Here is a 22343-nt window from a genome sequence, read left to right on the forward strand (position 1 = left end):
CGTGCGGGTCGTCTTCGCCGGGACACCGGATTTCGCCGTCCCGACCTTCGACGCGTTGCGGGCGGCCGGGCACGAACTCGTCGGCTGCTACACCCAGCCGGACCGCCCGGCGGGGCGGGGTCGTGCGCCGCGCGCCAGTCCGGTCAAGCAGGCCGCGCTGGACGCAGGTGTGGCGGTCTTTCAACCGCCCTCGGTCAAGGGCCCTGAGGCGCAGGCGGCCTTGGCCGAGCTGAACCCCGAGATCATGGTGGTCGTGGCCTACGGCCTGCTGCTGCCGCGCACGATTCTCGACACGCCGGCGTTCGGCTGCGTCAATGTGCACGCGTCTCTGTTGCCGCGCTGGCGCGGGGCGGCGCCGATCCAGCGTGCCATCCTCGCCGGCGATACGGAGTCGGGCGTCTGCGTCATGCAGATGGAAGCGGGGCTCGACACCGGGCCGGTCTGGTCGCGCTGGCGCTGTCCCCTCGACGGTCGGGAAACGGCCACAGCGCTGCACGACACACTGGCCGAGGCCGGTGCCGCGCTGCTGGTCGAGACGTTGCCTGAGATCGCCGCCGGTGCGCGGACACCCGAGGCCCAGGACGACAGCAGGGCGACCTACGCGCACAAACTGGAAAAGGGCGAGGCCCGCATCGACTGGCGCGACCCGGCTGACGCCGTCGCGCGCCAGGTCATGGCCTTCAACGCCTGGCCGGTCGCGCAGTGCTCCGGGCCGGACGGGGTGATCCGCGTCTGGCTGGCGCGCGCGCGCGCGCAGGGGGCATTGCCACCGGGCGCGCCGGGCGCCGTGCTCGCCGAGGACGCCGACGGCGTGGTGGTGCAAACCGGTGAGGGTGTGTTGGCGATCACCCGGTTGCAGTTGCCCGGCAAGCGTCAGCTCAGCGCGGCGGAGTTTGTCAACGGTCGATCGCTGCTCGGTCACACGCTGGCGTGAACACACACGCGCCCGATCCGGTTCGCCAGCACGCCTGTCTGGCGCTCGATGCCGTGTTGCGCGAGGGGCGGTCACTCGAGTCCGCTTTGCCCGACGGTGAACTCGCGGGCGCCGCACGACGCCGGTGCCGCGCTCTGGTGTACGCGGGGTGTCGCTGGCAACCACGCCTCGATGCGGTCATCCGACGGCTGCTGAGCCGGCCGCTGCGACGGCGTGACCGGCGGGTCGGCAGCGTTGTGCTGCTGGCCCTGACCGAGCTCGAGTACGTCGACGGCGCGCCACACGCGGTCGTCGACGACGCCGTCCGGCTCACCGGGGCGCTCGGCCACGCGCCTTTGCGCGGTCTGGTCAACGCCGTTTTGCGGCGCTTTCTGCGCGAGCGCGTGTCGCTGCTTGCGGCGGTCGACAGCGACCCGGCCGCCGCCGCCGCGCACCCGGCCTGGTTGTACGCGACGCTCGAACGGGATTGGCCGGCGTCGGTTCACGCAATCGCGGAAGCCAACAACGCGCGCGCGCCGATGACGCTGCGGGTCGCGGCGACAGACGACCGGGACGCCTACCGCGCGCGTCTCGCGGCGCAGGGGCTGGTGGCGACACCGGGCCCAGGTGCCAGCGACCTCGTGCTCGCTTCGCCGGTCGACGTGGCTGAACTGCCGTATTTCGAGCACGGCGCCTGCTCGGTGCAGGACAGCGCGGCGCAATTCGCGGCCCAGCTGCTCGCGCCGCGCGCCGGCGAGCGGGTGCTGGACGCCTGCGCGGCGCCCGGTGGCAAGACGGGTCACCTGCTCGAACTGGGCGGGGAGGCACTGGCCCTGACGGCGCTCGACGCGTCGTCTGCCCGCCTGGCGCGGGTCTCGGACACCGTGCGACGGCTCGGCTGCGAGGGCGTCACGGTGCAGGCGGCCGACGCGAGCGAACCTGCGCAGTGGTGGGACGGCGTGCCCTTTGACGGCGTGCTGCTCGATGCGCCTTGCAGCGGCCTCGGTGTGGTCCGGCGACATCCCGATATCAAGGTGTTGCGTCGGCCCACCGACATCGAGGCGCTGGCCGCGGTGCAGGCGCGGTTGCTCGACGCGCTGTGGCCGCTGCTGAAACCCGGCGGCAGGTTGCTGTACGCGACCTGTTCGACCGTGCGGCGCGAGAACGACGAGCAGGTCGAACGCTTCCTCGACCGCACGGTGGACGCGGTGCCGGCCACGCTCGAATTGCCTGTGGGCCGCGTGTCCGGACCGGGTTGGCAGATATTCCCGGGTGAAATGGGGTGCGACGGCTTTTATTATGCGCTCATGCACCGCAGCCCGGTTCAGACTGCGCACCATGACTAACCTGCGCCGCCGCCGCACTTCGACACCCGGACACTGGCCCTGGCTGTGTGCCTGTGCGTTGGCGTTCCTGCTCCTGGCGGGGTCCGCGCGCGCCGACGAGGGGCGCGTGGAGTACCGCTCGCTGGTCTCCTACGTGATCGACGGCGACGTCATGCTCGAGAGTGACGTGAGCGTGCGGCTCAGCGGGCTCACCCGGGCGGCGCTGCAAAGTGGGGTGGCACTTGAATTCGATGTCGAAATCGACGTCATCCGACAACGCAGCTTCTGGCCCGACCTGACCCTGCGCCGGTACCAGATCCCGGTCCGTCTCAGCTACCAGGACCTGACACGCAGTTACCGGCTCGAGCGACTCAACTCGGGCCAGCGCGCCAGCTTCCCCGACCTCGACACCGCGCTCGACGCCGTGGCGCAGCTGCGCGACGTGGTGCTGATTCCCGACGACCAGCTCAGCCGGCCCGGCCGCTACTACGGTGTCATGCGGGTGCAGCTCGACCTCGACGCGCTGCCGTCACCCCTGCGAACGCAGGCGTATTTCTCGCGGGCGTGGACCCTGAAGAACGGTGAGCAGACGTGGCCACTCCGGTGAAGATCGCGCGCGAGGGCGACACCGGCACCTGGCTGATGGTGGCGGTGTTTGCCGCGGTATTGCTCTCGCTCTACCTGCTCGGCAACAGCGCCGACAACATGGAGCGCTTCGGTCGCGTCAACGATTACCTGCTGGTCATCGACGCCTTGCTGACCCTCGTGGTGTTCTGGATGGTCGCCGTCAACGCCTGGCGGCTGTTCGGCGACTTGCGCTCGGGCGTCGCCGGCTCCCGGCTCACGGTGCGTCTGGTCATCCTGCTGACACTGACAGCCCTGATTCCCGTGACCATCATCTACGTGTTCTCCGTGCGCTTTCTGCGGTCGGGTATCGACAGCTGGTTCAACGTCCAGGTTGAGCAGGCGCTCGACAGTGCGCTGGTGCTGAGCCGCGAGTCGGTCGGCGACGAGATCCGCGAGATTCAGCGGCGCGCGAACCAGATTGCCTCGCGCCTGGCGGACCTCGAATCGGATGTTCTGGTGCCGGCCATGAGCGGCGCGCTCGGGGCCTTCAACGCGCGCGAGCTCAACCTGCGAGGGCGTCAGGGCGAGCTCGAGGTGTCGGTCAGTGACGGTTTCGGCTTTCCCACCAACAGCCTGGCGGCCCCGGTGGTGGCCCAGGTCCTGTCCGGCGAGACGCTGGTGGAGATTGAGGAGCACGAGCAGGACGGCTTGTCGATTCGTGTGCTGACGCCTCTGTCGGACAATCGCCAATTGCGCTCGGCGTTTCTGCTCGAGGCGCGCTTTGCGCTCGATGAGCGGCGCCGCCAACTGGGCGAGGAGGTGCAGTCGACCTTTCAGCGGTACCAGCAGCTCACGTTCATGCGCGAGCCGCTGAAATTCAGCTTTGTCGCGACCCTGAGTCTGATTCTCGCGCTTTCTGTGCTGGCGGCGATCTGGATCGCGTTTCGCCTGGCCCGCTCACTGATGCGGCCGGTGCACAACCTGGCGGAGGGTACGCTTGCCGTGAGCCAGGGTGACTTCAGTCAGCGCTTGCCGCCGGGTGGGCGTGACGAACTCGGGTTTCTCGTGAATTCCTTCAACCAGATGGTATCGCAGTTGCAAAGTGCGCGTGACCAGGCCGACAGCAGTCAGGCCGAGGTCGAGCAACAGCGGGCCTACCTGCAGGCGGTGGTTGGACGAATTTCCACGGGGGTGTTGACGCTTGATGATCAGGCGCGGCCGCGCACGATCAACGATGCCGGGGCTGCGATGTTGGGGCAGGATCCGGACGAAATCATCGGCATGACCATGCGCGACGCAGTGTCCGGGAGCGGCGCCTACGCGTCGCTGGCGCGCGTCGCCCTGCCTCACCTCGCCGTCGGTGAACCGACCTGGCAAGAGAACGTCGACCTGCCGACGGCACGCGGTACGCGCACCCTGGTGTGTCGCGGTGCGAAGATGGACGTGGCCGGCGGCGGTCATGTGCTGGTTGTCGACGACATCTCACCTATCGTGCGTGCCGAACGCGATGCGGCCTGGAGTGAGGTGGCCCGTCGCCTTGCTCACGAGATCAAGAACCCGCTCACGCCGATTCAACTCTCTGCGGAACGGCTCAGGCACCGCTATCTCGAGACACTCGGAGACGACGCGCGCGTGCTCGACCGCGCGACGCGCACGATTGTCGAACAGGTGGAGAGCATGAAGTCGATGGTGAAGGCCTTCGCCGAGTACGCCGATACACCGGCCTTGCAATTCACGGACGTCGACTTGTCGGTGCTCCTGGGTGATGTGGTCGAACTCTACCGCGGCCTGCCGTCCGGGCGTGATATCAAGCTCAGCTGCGCGGACGGTTTGCCGGCGATCAACGGCGACGAGGGGCGGTTGCGCCAGTTGTTGCACAACCTGGTCAAGAACGCGCTGGAAGCCCAGGAAGGGCAACCGTTTGCACGCGTCGATATCTGGCTAGAGAGCACCGACGCCGGTCGGTCGGTGGAGTTGCGGATCCGCGACCGCGGGCCGGGCTTCGATCTCGGTCGCATCGACCGGATCTTCGAGCCTTATGTGACAGGCAAAGTCCGCGGAACGGGGCTAGGCTTGGCAATTGTGAAACAAATTGTCACCGAGCACGACGGTGACATCGACTTGGGGAATGCCGAGGGCGGCGGCGCCGTGATCACGGTGCGCTTTCCGGTGTTGGCAGGATGAGTGACGCATGACAGCGAAATCGATTTTGGTGGTTGACGATGAGCCGGATATCCGCGACACCGTTCAGGAGATCCTCATCGATGAAGGCTATGACGTGTCAACCGCGGAGAACGCCGCGGTGGCGCGCGAACTGCGGGACACGCTGAAACCGGACCTGGTGCTGCTCGACGTCTGGATGCCGGACGAGGACGGCATCACGGTGCTGGCGGGTTGGCAGGAGAGTGGGGCGCTGGAGTGCCCGGTGGTGATGATGTCAGGGCACGGTACTGTCGAGACCGCGGTGGAAGCGACGCGGCTCGGTGCCGTGGATTTCGTCGAGAAGCCCCTGTCGTTGCAAAAGCTGTTGCGCACGGTGGACAAGTCGTTGCGCAGTTGGAACGCGCCCTCGCCGCACACCGACGCGGCCGTTCAGCCCTCGCCGATGCCGTGGGTCGGGTCGAGCGATTACAGCCGTGACCTGCGTGAGCAACTGCCCAAAGTGGCCTCGAGTTCGGCGCCGGTGCTGCTCACCGGGCCGGCTGGGTCGTTGAAGCATCAACTCGCCCAACGCCTGCACGTCGACGGCGAACGGCACGGCCAACCCTACGTCGTCGTGCGCTGCGACGCGCTCGACCCACGCACCCTGGCGGTGGAGCTGTTCGGCGGCGAGCACGCCGGCGAACGCACGGTCGGCTCGCTCGAGCAAGCCGCCGGCGGCACGCTGTTCCTGCAGGACGTGTTCGAGTTGCCGCGCGTGGCGCAGAAGCAGCTCAGTGCCTGCCTCGCGTCGGGCGTCTACCACCGCGTCGGCGGTGCCGCCTCGCTGCAGCTCGACGCGCGCGTGGTGGCCTCGGTCGACGGCGAAGCGCTGGCCGACAGCCCGGAAGTCAGCGAAGACCTCTTCTACCAACTCAACGTCGTGCCCATTCGCACCCGGCCGTTGGCCGAGCACAAGGAAGACATCCCCGCCATTGTCGACGCCGTGATCGACCACCTGGTGGCGATCGAATCGCTGACCTACCGGCACATGGGGGTGGCGGCCAAGAACCGGCTGCGCCACGCCGACTGGCCGGGCGACCTCGTGCAGTTGCTGAACCTGATCAAACGCCTGCTGATTCTCGGCGACGGGCTCGAAATCACGGTCGCCGAGGTCGACACCGCGCTGAGCGATGCCACGCCGCTCGAGCCCATGCTCGGCCAGGAGGGCGAACTGTTCCGGCTGCCGATGCACCTGCCGCTGCGGGAGGCGCGTGCCGAGTTCGAGCGTGTCTACCTGGCCCAACAGTTGAAAGACGTTGACGGACGCATGGGCGAACTGGCAACGCGGGTGGGAATGGAACGCACGCACCTCTACCGCAAACTGCGCAGCCTGGGTATCGAGACCAAACGGGCGGGCGACTGAGAGTCGGCATGAAGATCATCATCCTGGGGGCGGGGCAGGTCGGGACGGCCGTGGCGCGAAACCTCGCCGACGAGAACAACGACGTGACCATCGTCGACACCAACGCGGATGTCCTGCAGGAGATGCAATCCCGGCTGGACCTGCGCGCGGTGGTCGGGCCGGCATCGCACCCGGACATCCTGCGCCGTGCGGGCGCGGACGACGCCGACCTCCTGATCGCCTGCACCAGCGCGGACGAGGTCAACATGATGGCCTGTCAGATCGCCTACACGGTGTTTCAGACGCCGACCAAGATCGCCCGCGTGCGCAGTCCGGCCTACCGCAACGTCGAGGCGCTGTTTCACAGCGAGCACATCCCGGTCGACTATCTGATCAGCCCGGAGCAGCTGGTCACCTTGCACATCGAACGCTTGATCGAGCTGCCAGGTGCGCTGCAGGCAATCGATTTTGCCGAAGGGCATTTGCGTTTGATCGGTGTCCGGGCCGAGAGCGGTGGTCGCGTCGTCGGACACAAGCTGCGCACCCTGCGGGAACACCTGCCCGACGTCGACAGCCGCGTAGTTGCGATCTACCGCGGCGACCACGCGATCATCCCGACGGGCGACACGGTGGTCGAGGCCGGCGACGAGGTGTTCTTCCTCGCGGCGCGCCGGCACGCGGCGGCCGTGATGGAAGAGATGCGCGCAGCGGCTCAACCCAACCGCCACGTGATGATCGCTGGCGGCGGCAACATCGGCTATCAGCTCGCGCGGCGACTGCAACACCACTACCGGGTCAAGCTGATCGAACGCAACCCGGAGCGCGCCGAGTTTCTGGCCGGTGAGCTCGATTGCATGGTGTTGCAGGGCGATGCGGCGGACGTCGACTTGATCGTCGAGGAGAACATCCAGGACATGGATATCTTCTGCGCGCTGACCAACGACGACGAGGCCAATATCCTCTCGGCGATCCTCGCCAAGGACCGCGGTGCCGGCAAGGTGATGTCGCTGGTCAACCGCGTTGCATACTCCGAGTTGATTCCGACCAGCATGATCGACGTCGCGGTGTCGCCGCACCAGATCACCATCGGTCAGTTGCTCACACACGTGCGGCGCGGCAATGTCGAAGCGGTGCACTCGTTGCGGCGGGGTGTCGCCGAGGTCATCGAGGCAATTGCGACCGGGGACCGCAAGACCTCCCGGCTGGTCGGCCGCCAGATCGGTGAAGTGGATCTGCCGCTCAACAGCACCATTGGCGCCTTGGTGCGGGGCGAGGCCGTGCTAATGGCGCACCACGACAGCGTGATCGAGGCGGGCGACCACATCATCTTCTTCGTCAGCGACAAGCGACGGATACCTGAGATCGAGCGCCTGTGTCAGGTCAAGGCGACCTTCATTTGATGCCCTCCGCGGACACACAAGCCGGGCACCGCCATGCAGCGTGACGTCATCCAGCGGGTGTTGGGTTACCTGTTGTGCCTGTTCAGCAGCACGATGGTGCCGCCGGCGATGGTCGCCTGGTTTTACGGTGAGGCGGTGATCGGCGTTTTCCTGTCGTCCGGCCTGGTCATTCTGCTGGTCGGCTCGGCGCTGCTGGTGCCCGTGCGCGCCGTGCGCAAACCGCTGCGCTTGCGCGACGGCTACCTGATCGTCGTCCTGTTCTGGCTGGTGCTGAGCATCGCCGGGGCGTTGCCGTTCATGATGTTCGCCTACCCGCAGATGAGTCTGGCGCAGGCGTTGTTCGAGTCGTTCTCTGGGCTGACCACGACGGGTGCGACCGTCATCGTCGGCCTCGACTACCTGCCGCGTGCCGTGTTGTTCTACCGCCAGGAGCTGCAGTGGCTCGGCGGCATGGGCATCATCGTCCTGGCCGTCGCCATCCTGCCTATGTTGGGCATTGGTGGCATGCAGCTCTACCAGGCCGAAACGTCGGGACCGCACAAGGACAGCAAGCTCACTCCGCGCATCGCGCAAACGGCCAAGGCGCTCTGGTTGATCTACCTCGCGCTGACCGTCGCTTGCGGCACAGCCTACTGGCTTGCCGGCATGTCGCCCTTCGACGCGGTGGGGCACGCCTTCTCCACGGTGGCCATCGGCGGGTTCAGCACGCACGACGACAGCATCGGCTTTTTCAACAGCGGTGCGATCGAAACGGTCGCGATCGTGTTCATGGTGCTGGCGGGGGTGAACTTCAGCTTGCATTTTCTCGCCGTGCGCGGACGTGGGCTGCGTCCCTACCGCGACGATGCCGAGTTCAACGGTTACATCGGTTTCCTGTGCGTTGCCGCCGTGCTGACCGTGTTGGGACTCCTGATCAGTGGAGCCTTCACACCGCTCGAGTCAATCAGGCACGGCGTGTTTCACGTGGTGTCGATCGCGACCACGACGGGGTTCAGCACCACCGACTTCTACAACTGGCCCGGGTCTATCCCCTTTCTGCTACTGTGTGCGAGTTTCGTCGGCGGCTGCGCGGGCTCCACCGGGGGCGGCATGAAGGTCATCCGGGTCTTGCTGTTGTTTCGCCAGGGTGTGCGTGAGCTCAATCAATTGGTGCACCCGCGTGCCAAATTGGTGGTCAAACTGGGCCACAAGGCCATCCCACCGCGCGTGCAGGAAGTGGTGTGGGGTTTCTTTGCAGCCTATGTCGCGGTGTTTGTTGTCTTCATCGCCGTGCTGCTGAGCACCGGTATCGATCACGTCACCGCGTTTTCCGCCGTGGTGGCAAGCATGAACAACCTCGGCCCGGGCCTGAACCAGGTTGGCGCAAACTACGCTCAGCTCGGTGACTTCCCGCTGCTGGTGCTGTGCCTCGCGATGCTGATGGGCCGGCTCGAGATTTTCACCTTGCTGGTGCTCTTCACACCGGCGTTCTGGCGACGCTGATTTTCGCCGTGGCGCTCGACCCCGCTTCCGTCGCGGACTGGAACCGTCGCCATGCCGCCTCGGCCGGCACCGCAGCCTCACCGTGTGCCGCTCTGACGGGCTTTGCCGAGGCGCTCCCGCAGGCGGGCACTGCCCTGGATGTCGCCTGCGGGGGCGGCGGCAACGCGCTGTGGCTGGCACGTCGCGGCTTGCAGGTGGTGGCAGTCGACCAGTCGGAGGTTGCGATCGACCGCGTGCGTCGGGCGGCAGGCGACTTGCCGATCACCGGTTGTGTGGCCGTCCTGGCCGACGCCGCCTGTCTCGCGACACCGTTCGATCTGATCGTCGTCAGCCGGTTTCTGGACCGTGGCCTGTGTGGTGCCATCACCGCAGCTCTCGCGCCCGGTGGCACGTTGGTCTACCAGACCTTCGTCGGGCCGCACCGCGGCCACGGTCCGCGTCGTCCGGCCTTTCGTTTGCGGGAGGGCGAGCTGCCGAGCCTGTTCCCGACACTGCATTGTGTGCACTACGATGAGGGTGACACCGAGCCAGGCCAGGCCGTGCTGATCGCGAGGGCACCGGGCCGTGGTTGAACCGGGCGAGGCCGCCACCGTCGGGCGCACGCTCGACGCCGTCGACTACCGCGACAAAGCGCACCGGCGGCGTGGCGACACGGGTGCGCCGCGTCTCGGTCGGGCCTGCTTCATGCCGCGGCAACTCGCTGTCTGGTGTGGCCTTGCGCTGCTGAGTCTGCTGTGGCTGTTGCCGGTGCGGCTGCGCGATCGCCTGGGGGCTGCCATCGGTCGCGCGCACTACCGCTACGGGCGTGCGCATTACCGGGCGGCGCGACGCAACCTTCGGCTGTGTTTTCCGGACATGTCCTCCGCCGACATCGATGCGCTGGTGAGCGAGCACAGCGCGACGCAGTGGTGCGTCTGGCTCGACTTGCCAGCGCTCTGGATACGGTCACCGCATGCGCTGTGTGATCGCACCGATTTCCGTGGAGTCGACACCTTGCAAGCCCGCGCGGCGCGCGGTCAGGCGACGGTGTTGCTGGTGTGCCACAACGTGGCACTCGAGCACGCGGCACAGGCGCTCAAGACCGGCTTGCCGATGCTCGGCTACTACCGCCGGTTCAAGTCGCCGGTGCTCGACTGGCTGTTCTACCGGTTGCGCAGTCGCAACGGCGGCTACCTGAGTGAGCGACAGGCGCCGTTGCGCACGCTGCTGCGTGACGTGCGCGACGGCTGGCAGCTCTATCAGATGATCGACGAGGACCTCGGCGCTGCTGCTGGCGAGTTTGCCCCGTTCTTCGGCACCGAGTTTTGTGCCGTGACCGGCTCGGCACGCATGTGCCACGTTGCCGGTGCCGACGCCGTGCCCGTCTGCAGTGGCTACGATCGCGTACGCCACCGCTATTGGGTGTCGGTGCTCGAACCGCTCAGCGACTTCCCCACAGGGTCGGCCGCAGCGGATGCGCGCGCGCTGACAGCGGCCCTGGAATCCCTGATCCGTGTGTCACCCGAGCAGTTCATGTGGCGGCAGCGCATGCTGCACACCCGCCCCGGCGGCGCTGTGAGCCCGTATTTCGGTATTCGCTCGGCCGGCGACTAGTGGCCGTGCGCGGTACTAGAGCGCGCTGACGGCGAGCAGGGTCAGCAGCAACACAATCCCGATGCAGAGCAGTTTGAACCAGTGGGTCCACCGGTCGAGGGTGACCGGCGTGGCGAGGGCGCGGCGGACGCTGGTGTAGTCGGTGGTGTTCGCTGCCGGCTGTGCAGCGGGCCCGCGCGACCGCCCGGCGAACGGGGGCACCGGGCGGGTGGGCGTGTCGGCCGACGCCGTCCTGTTGACGGGACGGGTGTGCACACCGGCACCCTGTGTCCGCTGGCGCGGCAGGTCGGCGCGGTCGTCGCGCAGGATGCGGTGATTGACCCGCGGAAACTGCAATGGCGGCTCGGGCGTGGGATGCAAGCGCACCACGTTGCGCGTGGCGGCACCGTGGTGCTCCGGCGGCGCGCTGCGGTCACGCTTGCCTGTTGATTGCCGGTTTCGGAGCGGCGTCACCTTGCCGTTGGCGTCGATGCCGAGAGCGACTCGGAGGTCGTCGGCGGGCCGCAGCCCGGTGGGGGTGGTCGGCGACGCCTGTGGCGGCGAGCGCCGCGTGCGGCCGCGGGAGGCGCGGCCGTTGAGCTTGATCAGCTTGCCCTTGGGTTTGTCGTCGGACGTCATGCCGGTTGTCACTCACCGATGCGCTGCCCTGAAGACGCGTCCATGTCGGGAGCGTGGTGAGCGGCCGTGGCTGGGCGAAACGTGCTCGCCTTCGCGGCGTGCACAACGGCGGTCAGCTTACGGCGAGACCGCACGCAAAAAGGTGACGCAGTTCACGCTTGGCCGCCCTTTGCATTACCGCGTGCGGTCGACGTGGCTCAGAAATCGGTGGCGACGCCACCCTCGGCGATCCGCCGGTCGACAAAGGCGTCAAGTTCGGCACGGACAGCCGGGTCCATCGGCGGTTCCCGGTAGTCTTGCAACGCCTGTTTCCAGAGCCGGTTGGCTTTTTCGTGCGCCTGTGGTGCGCCCATCTCGCTCCATGTTTCGAAATTGCGCCAGTCCGACACGAGCGGCGAGTAGAAGGCGCTTTTGTAGCGCGACTGCGTGTGCTCGGTGCCGAAAAAATGCCCGCCCGGGCCGACCTCGCGGATGGCGTCCAGCGCCAGCTCGCGCGTGTCCAGTGAAACCGGTTCGAGGTAGGCCGCGGTCATCTGCAGCAGATCGCAATCGAGTACGAACTTCTCGAACGAGGCTGACAGGCCGCCCTCCATCCAGCCGGCCCCGTGCATGAGCATGTTGGCACCGCCGGCGACGGCGCCCCAGAGCGAGAAGGTGGACTCGTACGCCGCCTGGGCGTCGACGCTGTTGGCGGCATTGACGTTCGACGACCGGTACGGCAATCCGTAGTGCCGCGCCAGCTGCCCGCCGATCTGGGCGGTCTTCATGTATTCCGGTGTGCCGAACGCGGGCGCGCCGGACTTCATGTCGACGTTGGACGTGAATCCGCCGTAGATCACCGGCGCGCCGGGCCGCACCCACTGGGTGAGAGCAATCGCCGCCAGCGCCTCGGCGTTCTGTTGCACGAGCGCCCCGGCCAACGAGACCGGCGCCATCGCGCCGGCCAGGGTGAACGGCGTGACCACCGACACCTGGTTGTGCTGCGCCATCTCGATCAGGCCCTCGGACATCGGTACGTCCAGTGTCAGCGGCGAATTGACATTGATCACCGTGAACAGGCTGGGCTCGCGCCGCAGCTGCTCCGCATCGATGCCGCGCGCAATGCGCGTGATTTCGATTGCGTCGAGAATACGATCTCGGCCGAGCGAGTAGGCGTGGAAGGGTTTGTCCGTGAGCGTGCAGAAGTCGCGCAGACACTCCAGGTGGCGAATGTTGCTCGGGATGTCGACCGGTTCGACCGGATAGCCGCCAAGCAGGTGGACGATGTTGAAGTGCTGACTGAGACGCGTGAAATTGCGGAAATCGGTCTGGTTGCCGCTGCGCCGCCCGCCATCGAGGTCCTGGGCGTTCGGCGCGCTCGCCACGGAGCAGAAGGCAATCGCGTCGCCGCCGATCTGCACGTTGTGTTCGGGGTTGCGCGCGTGCAGCGTGAACGTGCTCGGCACCGTGGCCACGGCGTCCAGTACCACCTTGCGCGGCAGGCGAGCCCGGGTGCCCTCGACCTTCGCGCCGGCGTTGGCGTAGATCGCGCGCGCCTCGTCGCCGAGCACCGCGATGCCCACCGTTTCCAGGACCTCGAGCGACGCGTTGTGGACCGTGTCGAGCTCGCTTTGCGTGAGCAGCTCGGCGGTGGCGTACGGGCGCCTCAAGCGACGGTAGGGCATCTGTTGCAAGGGGTTCGGTGCGGCTCGACGGCCGCGTCGGCGTGGCGTGTTCGACACGGGCAGGACTCTGGATCTCATGGGACTGACGACGATGCTATCCCGCGCGGCGGTGCGGCATTGGCGACTGTGCGACCGCGCAGGCGCAAACGCGGCATGGTCGCCCGTGCGTGCAGCCACTCGGTTTGACGCGACCAACGCACGGAATGACACGCTGTCGGCATGGCCACGCCGGTGTAGAGCGGGTTCAGGTCACACCGTCGAGTGCGCGGAGCTGGGTTCCCGGTGCCCGGTGCCCGGTGCCCGTTGCACGGCGCCCGTGTCACCAACATGAAACACAAACGCGCGCGGGCTCGGGTTCCGTCCTGGCTCGGGTGAAACACTGGCGCGCCGGGTTGCATTTGGTATGATCGGACGGCGATTATGAAACGCACCGTGCGCACGACAAAGCCGGGTGTGGTTTGAATAACGCCAGGTGCGCCTGTTTTTAATTACGCCCCCGGCGATAATCGACACTGCCCCGGCCGTGGCATTGGCGTCGTCTCCAACGCCAACAACGGCACCAGCAGCGCGGGGCTTGTTCCCACGGTGCGTCTGCGACGTCATACCCGACGGCTGAATAACATGGATTTCCCGGTAAAGATTGTCACCGACATCTACGACGCGGCGAGTGACCCGAGCTCGTGGTTCCCCGCGCTCGATGCCTGTGTGGGTTACGTCGGGTCGCGCAGCGCCAACCTGATGTTCCATGAAACCGAGGACCAACCCAATTGGCGATTCAACGCCGGCAGTGAATTGTGGCGGTCGCTGACGCGCGAACAGGTCGGTGTTTTTGAAACCTATTTTCAGCGATACGATATTGAGCCCTGGGAGTTTGTGCACAGGCATAAGAAACAGAGCATTCTTACCGACGCTGATTATTGGCGCGACGACGAGGCCTTGAAACGCCGTGAGGACTATCAGTATTACCGTGATGTGATGGGTGTCTTCCGGCGTGCGGGTGCGAAACTGAACGATAACCTGTGCTGGAGCGACAATATCGCGTTTCAGTTCGGTGTCGAGCACGACACCGTGCCGGCTGCGTCGATCGAGCGCATCCAGCTGATCCTGCCGCACGCGGCGAAATCGATCGAGATGTGGCACACGATTGCGCAGCTCCAGCGCGAAAACAACACCCTGCTCTCCGTGCTCGATCAGTTCGAAGTGGGGATCTGTGTGGTCCGGGCCGACGGCACGTTGATCGAGGGCAATGCCGAGGCGCACCGGATCCTCGATGCGCGCGATGGGATCCTGCTCAATGCGGACGACAAGGTGACCTGCCGCGACGGTTCTCTCAACGCCGAAATGCGCCAGGCGTTTCAGGCGGTCAGTGCGACGGCGGCGGGCACCGCCGGTGCGGTCGAGTGGCTTCGCTCGATCAACCGGCGCAACACCGATCAGGCGCTGCTCATCGAGGTGGCACCGATCCGAGACACGGCCGGCGACCTCGGGCGCAACTGGGGTGGGGCCTTCGTGACCCTGATCGACCCGCTCAACCCGGCGCCGTTCAATGCCGACCGGATGGCGACCGCTTACGGGCTGAGCCCATCGGAAACCGCTGTCTGCAAGCTGCTGGTCGAAGGCCGTTCGCAGGCCGACATCGCCGACAGCCGCGGTGTCTCACCCGAGACCGTCAAGAAGCAGGTCGGTGCGATACGCAGCAAGACCCGCACACGGCGCATCGGCGAACTGATTCGCCTGGTGTTGAAATCCAGCCCGCCGATCCGCAGCCACCGCAGCGCCTGAGGCGCACGCCTGGCGGGGCGTCTCAGCTTCGCATTTTCTCACCGGCCGGGTCGAAGAGCGGCTCGACCACGAGCGTGGCATCGTACCGGGTGCCGAGAATCTCGACCTGAAACGGGGTGTCCGTGGCGCGCGCCAGGGCTCTCGGGATGTACCCCTGTGCCAGCGAGGCCTCAACGCTGTGGCCGTAGCCGCCAGAGGTGACCCAACCGACCACCTGCCAATCGCCGTCGCGTTGGACCGCCGGTTTGGGCAGGTCACGGTTCTCGGCGTCGAAGCGCCGCGCGCCGTAGCCGTGCGGAGGTGAGACGGCGGAGCCGACGTCGTCGGCCACGCCTCTCGCCCAGATCGGCTCGTGGGCCATGACGTCGGTGCGGTCAGTGTCGATCCGCAAGCTGACCCGCCGCAACGCCCCGCCACTCTGGTACTCACGCTGCGCCGCGGCGAGCCCGATGAAGTCGCCCTTGTTCAATTTTACGAAGCGATCCATACCCGCTTCGAAGGGCCCGTAGATCGGGCGCAGTTCGGCGAACCAGGTCGGAAAGTTCTTCTCAAGACGCATCGAGAGCAGGGCGCGCATGCCGAAGTCGACGATGCCGAGGTCGTCGCCCGCCCGCTTGATTTCGGTGTACACGCGGCGCTCGTAGCAGGGCTCCATCCACAGTTCGTAGCCGAGGTCGCCGGTGTAGCTGATCCGGTTCAGCCGCACCGGACAGCCCGCCACGTCCATCTCCCGGTAGTCCATGAAGCGAAGCGAGGTGTTGTCAACCGGCCAGTCGGCGAGCCGCTGCAGCAGCGTGCGCGCGTGGGGCCCGGCGATCGAGAGGCCGACGAGGGTCTGGCCGAAACGGTGCAGGCGCACGCTGCCGTCCGCGGGGATCTGCGATTCGAACCAGCGCGTGTGGTAGATCTGGGCACCGGATGAGCCCCACAGCATGAACCGTTCGGGTGCGGCGCACGCGATGGTGAAATCGCCGATCAATTTGCCGTTGTCGTTGAGCATCGGTGTCAGACACAGACGCCCGGGCTCGGGCAGGCGGTTGGTCATCAGGCGGTCGAGAAAGGCGTGGGCACCTGGGCCAGTGACTTCGTACTTGGCGAAGTTGGCGATTTCCGTGACGCCGACGGCCTCGCGCACCGCGCGCACTTCGCGGCCGACGTGGTTGAAATCGTTGCTGCGGTGGAAACTCAGGATGTCTTCAGCAGGCTCGTCCGCCGGCGCAAACCACAAGGGTGTCTCCAGGCCCCAGGTGTCACCCATGACGGCGTTGTTGTCGCGCACCATGATGTCGTAGAGCGGCGTCGTCTGTTGCGGTCGGGCTGCAGGCAATTCCTCGTTCGGGAAGCGGATCGAGAACCGGCGAGAGTAGTTCTCCCGCACCTTCGCGTTGGTGTAGCGCAGGGAGGTGAAATCGCCGTAGCGCGCGACGTCCATGGCAAAGATGTCGTAGCCCGGGTCGCCGTCAACCATCCAGTTGGACAACGCAAGCCCGACTCCACCGCCCTGGCTGAAGCCCGCCATCACGGCACAGGCCGACCAGAAATTGGTCAAGCCCTGCACCGGGCCGACCAGCGGGTTGCCGTCGGGTGCGAAGGTGAACGGTCCGTTCACCACCTGGCGGATACCGGCGGTCTGGAACGCCGGGAAGTGCCGGTAGCCGATTTCGAGTGAGGGGCTGATGCGGTCGAGGTCCTCCTGCAGCAGCTCGCTGCCGAAATCCCACGGGGTTTCGACCGGCGACCACGGTACGCAGGCTTTCTCGTAGGTGCCGAGCAGAATGCCGTCGCGCTCCTGGCGCGTGTAGATCTCGCCCTTGAAGTCGATCGCTGCGACCAGCTCGCGGCCAGTCTCGGCGTTGAACGCCTGAACCTCGGGCATGCTCTCGGTCAGCAGGTACATGTGTTCCATCGCGAGCACCGGAAGCTCGACACCGACCATGCGGCCGATCTCCCGCGCCCAGAGCCCGCCCGCGTTGACGACATGCTCGCACAGCACGGTGCCGTGCTCGGTGTGCACGTGCCAGGTGCCGTCAGGCTGTTGCTCGATGGCGGTGACCGGGTTGCGCAGGACGATGTCTGCGCCGAGCTTCTGCGCGGCACGCGCGTAGGCGTGGGTGGTGCCTGACGGGTCGAGGTGGCCTTCTACCGGGTCCCAGAGCGCGCCAACGAAGTGGCTTTCGTCCATCAGAGGGTTGAGCACCTTCGCCTCGGCGGGGGTGATGATCTCGGTCTCCATGCCGAGTGCGCGGCCGGTGGCGTGAACGTAGCGCAGGAAATCCATGCGCTCTTCGCTGTCCGCCAGCATGACCCCGCCAGTGAGGTGCAGGCCACAGGACAACCCTGTCAGGGCCTCAAGCTCTTCATAGAGCGTCACCGTGTAGGCCTGCAGTTGGGCCACGTTGGGGTCGCCGTTCAGGGTGTGAAACCCACCCGCAGCGTGCCAGGAGCTGCCCGCCGTCAGCTCGGCGCGCTCGATCAGCACGGTGTCGGTCCAGCCTGCACGGGCCAGGTGGTAGAGCACGGAGCAGCCGACCACGCCCCCGCCAATGACAACTGCTCTCGCGTGCGTCTTCATCTGTGTATCCGATATCGAGGTGGTGCCAGGGTGCGAGAGTCTACACAGCGGTGTGGCACGGGACTGGGGTGTTTGCGGCATGGCGGTCGCACGAGACACGTCTTCCGCCAAACACGAGCTGGTACCATGGTGGGTTACCTGCCAATGCAAAGTGGAATGACGGTGTGATCTATTCGAGCACGCGGGGTGAGGCCCCGGACCTCGGGTTTTGCGACGTGGTGCTGACCGGACTGGCGAGCGACGGCGGCCTGTACCTGCCGCGCACCTGGCCGACCATCACGCACGACGAACTGGCACGCTGGCGCGACCTCGGTTTCGCCGACCTGACGGCCGCGGTGTTGGGCAAATTCGTCGGCGACGAGATCAGCGAAGCCGATCTCATTCGCATGGCCCACGCCGCTTACGGCAGCTTCGATCACCCGGCCGTCGCACCGCTGGTGCAGCTCGAAGATCGCCTCTGGCTGATGGAGCTCTTCCACGGCCCCACCCTGGCGTTCAAGGACTTTGCCCTGCAGATGCTCGGGCAGCTCTTCGAGCACGTGTTGTCGGCGCGCGGTGAGCACCGGGTCATCGTCGGCGCGACCAGCGGTGACACCGGTTCGGCGGCGATCGAGGCGGTGCGCGGGCTCGAGCACGTGAGCCTGTTCATGCTCCACCCGAAGGGCCGGGTCAGTGAGGTGCAGCGGCGGCAGATGACGACCGTGCACGACGCCAACATCCACAACCTCGCGGTGGACGGCGACTTCGACGACTGCCAATCCCTCGTCAAGGCGATGTTCAACGACGCCCCGTTCCGCGCCGAGATGGGGCTCTCGGCGGTCAACTCGATCAACTGGGCGCGGATTGCAGCGCAGATTGTCTACTACGTGCGCGCGGCCCTGGTGCTGGGCGCGCCCGAGACGTCCGTGGCCTTCGCCGTGCCGAGCGGCAACTTCGGCAATGTCTTCGCGGGCTGGGTGGCCCACCGCATGGGCCTGCCGATCACCCAGCTGATCGTCGGATCAAATCGAAACGACATCCTGGCGCGCTTTCTCGCGTCCGGCGACATGGTTGCCGAGACGGTGGTGCCCAGTCTCTCACCGAGCATGGACATTCAGGTTTCGAGCAATTTCGAACGCCTGCTGCACGAAGCGACGGAGGGGGATGCTGCCGCAGTGCGCGCGGCCATGCAGGCCTTCGGCGCCAGCGGGGCCTACAGCGTCGACACCGACATCATGCAGCGGATCAGTGCGCTGTTTCAGGGCACGCACCTCTCGGACGCGGAGACGCTGGTTGAAATGCGACGCCTGCATGACCACTGTGGGTATGTCATCGACCCGCACTCGGCGATCGGGACAGCCGCCGCCCGGGCGTGTCGACGCGACACACGCACCCCGGTCGTGGCGCTGGCGACTGCCCACAGCGCCAAGTTCCCCCAGGCCGTTGCAGAGGCCATCGGTGCGGCGGCGCCGTTGCCTGCGCGGGTGGCCCACATCATGGATGCCGAGGAGCGGTTTGAACCTGTGGCCGCTGACCTCGCGTCGGTGCAGGCGCACATTCGCGCGACACGGTGCCGCTGAATCGCGCTGGCGGCATCACGGCAGGACAGCGTTGCTCGGCAGTCACGTTGCCTTTTTGAACCACGTGGTAAAATCAGCGGGCGGATCGCTGGTCTCAGGCGGCAGGACGAGCTTCCAGCCGCTGTTCAACCGGTGTGTGCCGCAGCCTGACCTCGGAGGCCCCGCCCATGCCCATCACCGTCGGATCCCACTCCTCAACGACACGCCGTGAACTCCGTGTCGGCGACACCTCCTACGCCTACTATGCGCTGTCTGCAGCCGAGGAAGCCGGTCTGGGCCACTTTTCGCGCTTGCCCGCGTCGCTCAAGGTGGTGCTCGAGAACCTGTTGCGCTACGCCGACGGCACGACCGTCGACGTCGACGACATCCGCGCGTTCAGCGACTGGGCGGCGCAGGGTGGCAAGAGCGACCGGGAAATTGCCTACCGTCCGGCGCGGGTGCTGATGCAGGATTTCACCGGCGTGCCCGCGGTGGTGGACCTCGCGGCGATGCGCGATGCCGTTGTCGCGCTCGGTGGCAACCCGGAACAGATCAACCCGCTCGCGCCGGTCGACCTCGTCATCGACCACTCGGTCATGGTTGACGAGTTCGGCAACCCGCGGGCTTTCCAGGCGAACGTCGAACGTGAGTACGAGCGCAACGGCGAACGCTACGCCTTTCTGAAGTGGGGGCAGGGTGCCTTCGACAATTTTCGCGTGGTGCCACCCGGCACCGGGATCTGCCACCAGGTCAACCTGGAGTACCTGGGTCAAACAGTCTGGACCGACACCGATCAGGACGGTGTGCAGGTGGCCTACCCTGATACCCTCGTTGGCACCGACTCCCACACCACCATGGTCAACGGCCTGGCCATCCTCGGCTGGGGTGTCGGTGGTATTGAAGCCGAAGCGGCCATGCTCGGGCAGCCGGTCTCGATGCTGATACCCGAAGTGGTCGGGTTCAAGCTGACCGGTGCGATGGTCGAAGGTGTGACGGCGACAGACCTGGTGCTCCGGGTCGTCGAGATGCTGCGCGCAAAGGGTGTGGTGGGCAAGTTTGTCGAGTTCTACGGTGACGGGCTTGATAATTTGCCCCTCGCAGATCGCGCGACCATCGCCAACATGGCGCCCGAGTACGGCGCAACCTGCGGTTTCTTTCCGATTGACGGCGAGTCCTTGCGCTACCTGCGCACGTCGGGCCGGGACGAGGAACGCATCGCACTGGTCGAGGCCTATGCCAAAGCCAACGGCCTGTGGCGTGATGCCGACTACGATCCCATCTACACCGACACACTCCATCTCGATATGGCCGATGTCGTGCCCTCGATCTCCGGTCCCAAGCGACCGCAGGATCGGATCGACCTCGCCGACGCGGCGACCACCTTCGTGTCGCACATGGCGAGCGAATTCAAGCGGCCACTCGACACCGAGGTGCCGGTCGGGGGCAAGGACTACAGCCTGCGTTCGGGCAAGGTCGTGATTGCCGCGATCACCTCGTGCACCAACACCTCGAACCCCTACGTGATGGTGGCCGCGGGTCTGGTGGCGCGCAAGGCCCGCGCGCTCGGGCTGACGCGCAAGGACTGGGTCAAGACGAGTCTGGCGCCGGGTTCGCAGGTGGTCTCTGACTACCTGGAGCGGGCGGGGCTGCAGGATGACCTCGATGCGCTCGGCTTCAACCTGGTGGGCTACGGTTGCACCACGTGCATTGGCAACTCCGGCCCGCTGCCCGCCGAAATCAGCAAGGCCATCCACGACGGGGACCTGGTCGCGGCGGCCGTGTTGTCCGGCAACCGGAACTTCGAGGGCAGGGTGAATCCCGACGTGCGGGCGAACTACCTGGCGAGCCCGCCGCTGGTGGTGGCCTATGCCATCGCCGGTGACATGAGCATCGACTTCAACGGGGTCATCGCGCAGACACCCGACGGCGTCGATGTCACGCTCAAGGACCTCTGGCCCAGTGCCCGGGAGGTCGCCGAGATCGTCGAGCGGACGGTCACGCGAGATGCCTTCCAGGCCAAGTACGCCGATGTGTTCAAGGGCGACGCGATGTGGCGCGACGTCGATGGGGGCTCCGGCATGACCTACGCCTGGCCGTCGGCCTCGACCTACGTGCAGAACCCGCCCTATTTCCAGGGCATGGGGTCGGAGGCTGGCACCATCGATGACGTGACGGGCGCGCGTGTGCTGGCGGTGCTCGCCGACTCGGTGACCACCGACCACATCTCCCCCGCGGGCAGCTTCAAACCCGAACACCCGGCCGGCGCCTACCTGCTCGACCGTCAGGTGCCACACCGGGAGTTCAACTCCTACGGCTCGCGCCGGGGCAACCACGAAGTCATGATGCGCGGCACCTTTGCCAATATCCGCATCCGAAACGAAATGCTCGACGGTGTCGAAGGTGGCTACACGCTCGGGCCGGACGGGACGCAGATGTCGATCTTCGACGCGGCCATGGCGCACGCGGACAACGGCACGCCGCTGGTGGTGATCGCCGGCAAGGAATACGGCACCGGGTCGTCACGGGACTGGGCGGCCAAGGGCACGGCCCTGCTGGGCGTCAAGGCGGTCGTCGCCGAGAGCTTCGAGCGCATTCACCGTTCCAACCTGGTTGGCATGGGGGTGGTTCCGCTCGAATTCACCGGCGGCGAGACGCGCCGTTCGCTCGGTCTCACGGGCGGTGAGACCTTGAGTGTGTCCGGTCTGTCCGGCGACCTCTCCCCACGCGACACGGTGACCGCGTCGATCACCTACGCCGACGGCAGCACGCGCGAGACCACGCTGCTGTGTCGCATCGACACCGAGGTGGAGATCGAGTACGTCAAGCACGGCGGCGTGCTGCACTACGTGCTCAGGAACCTCGCCAAGGCCGCTTAGGGGCGGCCTGTGCCGGCACCGTGCCGCTGGGGCACGTCTCGCCGCGTGCGTGTCAAAAGCCCGGCGGCCCGATGGCTTGTGCCCGCTGAAAAGACGCGTGAGAATTCCGCGGTCGCACTGAGCAGGAGGCGGGGTATGGCGGTCAGGTGGTGTCGTGTGGTGTCGCTGGCGTGTCTGATGTGGTTACCGGGGGTCGGACTGGCGGATTGGCGCTCCTACAGCGACGATCAAGGGCGCGCCACCGTGGGTGCACTCGACGGCAGCGCCTCTGTCGGGCTGATGCTCGATTGCTCTCGCGTGATCACCTTGGTGACGCCCGACACCTTCACGCCCGGTGCCTCGGGGCTGAGCGGCGAATACGACAACGGCCTCTCGTTCCGCATCGAGGCGCGCGTGCCGCAACGCCACCCTCACACGCTCGATCTGGTGCGCTCTGATCAAATCGACGCGTTGATACGCGGCTTGCAAA

Annotated in this window: 16 protein-coding genes; 13 read left to right on the forward strand and 3 right to left on the reverse strand. The window is 66.5% G+C overall.

What is annotated here, in order from left to right; translation table 11 throughout:
• Position 1: 1 nt before the first annotated feature.
• The 9 genes from fmt to AAGA11_06075 are packed head-to-tail and all read left to right on the forward strand — an operon-like array spanning position 2 to position 10824.
• Positions 2 to 934, forward strand: a complete 933-nt coding sequence (gene fmt / locus AAGA11_06035) for a methionyl-tRNA formyltransferase (GenBank protein ID MEM9602400.1) — start codon at positions 2 to 4, stop codon at positions 932 to 934.
• Entirely contained in the window at positions 931 to 2259 is a 1329-nt protein-coding gene (rsmB, locus tag AAGA11_06040) for a 16S rRNA (cytosine(967)-C(5))-methyltransferase RsmB (protein MEM9602401.1), read from the forward strand. The genes fmt and rsmB overlap by 4 nt, the downstream gene beginning before the upstream one ends.
• Positions 2252 to 2845 (forward strand): DUF4390 domain-containing protein, encoded by a 594-nt coding sequence (locus AAGA11_06045; protein MEM9602402.1) that lies wholly within the window; start codon positions 2252 to 2254, stop codon positions 2843 to 2845. Before rsmB ends, AAGA11_06045 begins: the two co-directional genes overlap by 8 nt.
• A complete protein-coding gene (locus tag AAGA11_06050) occupies positions 2830 to 4989 on the forward strand; it encodes an ATP-binding protein (GenBank protein ID MEM9602403.1) in 2160 nt (719 codons plus the stop codon). The genes AAGA11_06045 and AAGA11_06050 overlap by 16 nt, the downstream gene beginning before the upstream one ends.
• A 7-nt stretch (positions 4990 to 4996) precedes the next feature.
• Positions 4997 to 6370, forward strand: coding sequence for a sigma-54 dependent transcriptional regulator (locus tag AAGA11_06055; GenBank protein ID MEM9602404.1), 1374 nt, complete (start codon positions 4997 to 4999; stop codon positions 6368 to 6370).
• A gap of 8 nt (positions 6371 to 6378) precedes the next feature.
• A complete protein-coding gene (gene trkA, locus AAGA11_06060; GenBank protein MEM9602405.1) occupies positions 6379 to 7749 on the forward strand; it encodes a Trk system potassium transporter TrkA in 1371 nt (456 codons plus the stop codon).
• Between the two features lie 33 nt (positions 7750 to 7782).
• Positions 7783 to 9231 carry a TrkH family potassium uptake protein gene (locus tag AAGA11_06065; protein MEM9602406.1) on the forward strand — a complete coding sequence of 483 codons (1449 nt, stop codon included), beginning with the start codon at positions 7783 to 7785 and terminating at the stop codon, positions 9229 to 9231.
• An 8-nt stretch (positions 9232 to 9239) separates the two neighbouring features.
• Positions 9240 to 9803 carry a class I SAM-dependent methyltransferase gene (locus AAGA11_06070; protein MEM9602407.1) on the forward strand — a complete coding sequence of 188 codons (564 nt, stop codon included), beginning with the start codon at positions 9240 to 9242 and terminating at the stop codon, positions 9801 to 9803.
• Complete coding sequence (locus tag AAGA11_06075) at positions 9796 to 10824, forward strand: hypothetical protein (GenBank protein MEM9602408.1); 1029 nt, start codon at positions 9796 to 9798, stop codon at positions 10822 to 10824. Before AAGA11_06070 ends, AAGA11_06075 begins: the two co-directional genes overlap by 8 nt.
• A 15-nt stretch (positions 10825 to 10839) precedes the next feature.
• Here the strand turns inward: AAGA11_06075 and AAGA11_06080 are convergent, their stop codons facing one another.
• Together AAGA11_06080 and AAGA11_06085 are read right to left on the reverse strand one after the other, a co-directional pair.
• Positions 10840 to 11442: a hypothetical protein gene (locus AAGA11_06080; protein MEM9602409.1), complete on the reverse strand. Its 603-nt coding sequence runs from the start codon at positions 11440 to 11442 to the stop codon at positions 10840 to 10842.
• 197 nt (positions 11443 to 11639) lie between these two features.
• Positions 11640 to 13184 (reverse strand): trimethylamine methyltransferase family protein, encoded by a 1545-nt coding sequence (locus tag AAGA11_06085; protein ID MEM9602410.1) that lies wholly within the window; start codon positions 13182 to 13184, stop codon positions 11640 to 11642.
• A 543-nt stretch (positions 13185 to 13727) separates the two neighbouring features.
• Here AAGA11_06085 and AAGA11_06090 point away from each other — a divergent pair.
• The gene (locus tag AAGA11_06090) at positions 13728 to 14888 is read left to right on the forward strand and encodes a helix-turn-helix transcriptional regulator (protein MEM9602411.1); all 1161 of its coding nucleotides are present in this window, start codon (positions 13728 to 13730) and stop codon (positions 14886 to 14888) included.
• Between the two features lie 22 nt (positions 14889 to 14910).
• On the opposite strand, the gene AAGA11_06095 is transcribed toward AAGA11_06090, so the two are convergent.
• Positions 14911 to 17460 (reverse strand): FAD-dependent oxidoreductase, encoded by a 2550-nt coding sequence (locus AAGA11_06095; protein ID MEM9602412.1) that lies wholly within the window; start codon positions 17458 to 17460, stop codon positions 14911 to 14913.
• Between the two features lie 164 nt (positions 17461 to 17624).
• Between AAGA11_06095 and thrC the strand changes: the two genes are divergently transcribed.
• The 3 genes from thrC to AAGA11_06110 form a co-directional block, all read left to right on the forward strand.
• A complete protein-coding gene (gene thrC / locus AAGA11_06100; protein ID MEM9602413.1) occupies positions 17625 to 19019 on the forward strand; it encodes a threonine synthase in 1395 nt (464 codons plus the stop codon).
• A gap of 167 nt (positions 19020 to 19186) precedes the next feature.
• Positions 19187 to 21874 (forward strand): aconitate hydratase AcnA, encoded by a 2688-nt coding sequence (acnA, locus tag AAGA11_06105; protein ID MEM9602414.1) that lies wholly within the window; start codon positions 19187 to 19189, stop codon positions 21872 to 21874.
• A 135-nt stretch (positions 21875 to 22009) separates the two neighbouring features.
• On the forward strand, positions 22010 to 22343 hold a 334-nt coding region (locus AAGA11_06110), incomplete at its 3' end, for a hypothetical protein (GenBank protein ID MEM9602415.1).

This window comes from Pseudomonadota bacterium (assembly GCA_039196715.1).
In the GTDB taxonomy this organism is placed as follows: domain Bacteria; phylum Pseudomonadota; class Gammaproteobacteria; order CALCKW01; family CALCKW01; genus CALCKW01.

Bases quoted from the DNA above. Each gene is read 5' to 3' on its own strand.
- AAGA11_06095 (MEM9602412.1), bottom strand. From the start codon at position 17,460: ATGAAGACGCACGCGAGAGCAGTTGTCATTGGCGGGGGCGTGGTCGGC.
- AAGA11_06045 (MEM9602402.1), top strand. From the start codon at position 2,252: ATGACTAACCTGCGCCGCCGCCGCACTTCGACACCCGGACACTGGCCC.
- AAGA11_06085 (MEM9602410.1), bottom strand. From the start codon at position 13,184: ATGAGATCCAGAGTCCTGCCCGTGTCGAACACGCCACGCCGACGCGGC.
- trkA (MEM9602405.1), top strand. From the start codon at position 6,379: ATGAAGATCATCATCCTGGGGGCGGGGCAGGTCGGGACGGCCGTGGCG.
- AAGA11_06065 (MEM9602406.1), top strand. From the start codon at position 7,783: ATGCAGCGTGACGTCATCCAGCGGGTGTTGGGTTACCTGTTGTGCCTG.
- AAGA11_06080 (MEM9602409.1), bottom strand. From the start codon at position 11,442: ATGACGTCCGACGACAAACCCAAGGGCAAGCTGATCAAGCTCAACGGC.
- AAGA11_06090 (MEM9602411.1), top strand. From the start codon at position 13,728: ATGGATTTCCCGGTAAAGATTGTCACCGACATCTACGACGCGGCGAGT.
- AAGA11_06055 (MEM9602404.1), top strand. From the start codon at position 4,997: ATGACAGCGAAATCGATTTTGGTGGTTGACGATGAGCCGGATATCCGC.
- acnA (MEM9602414.1), top strand. From the start codon at position 19,187: ATGCCCATCACCGTCGGATCCCACTCCTCAACGACACGCCGTGAACTC.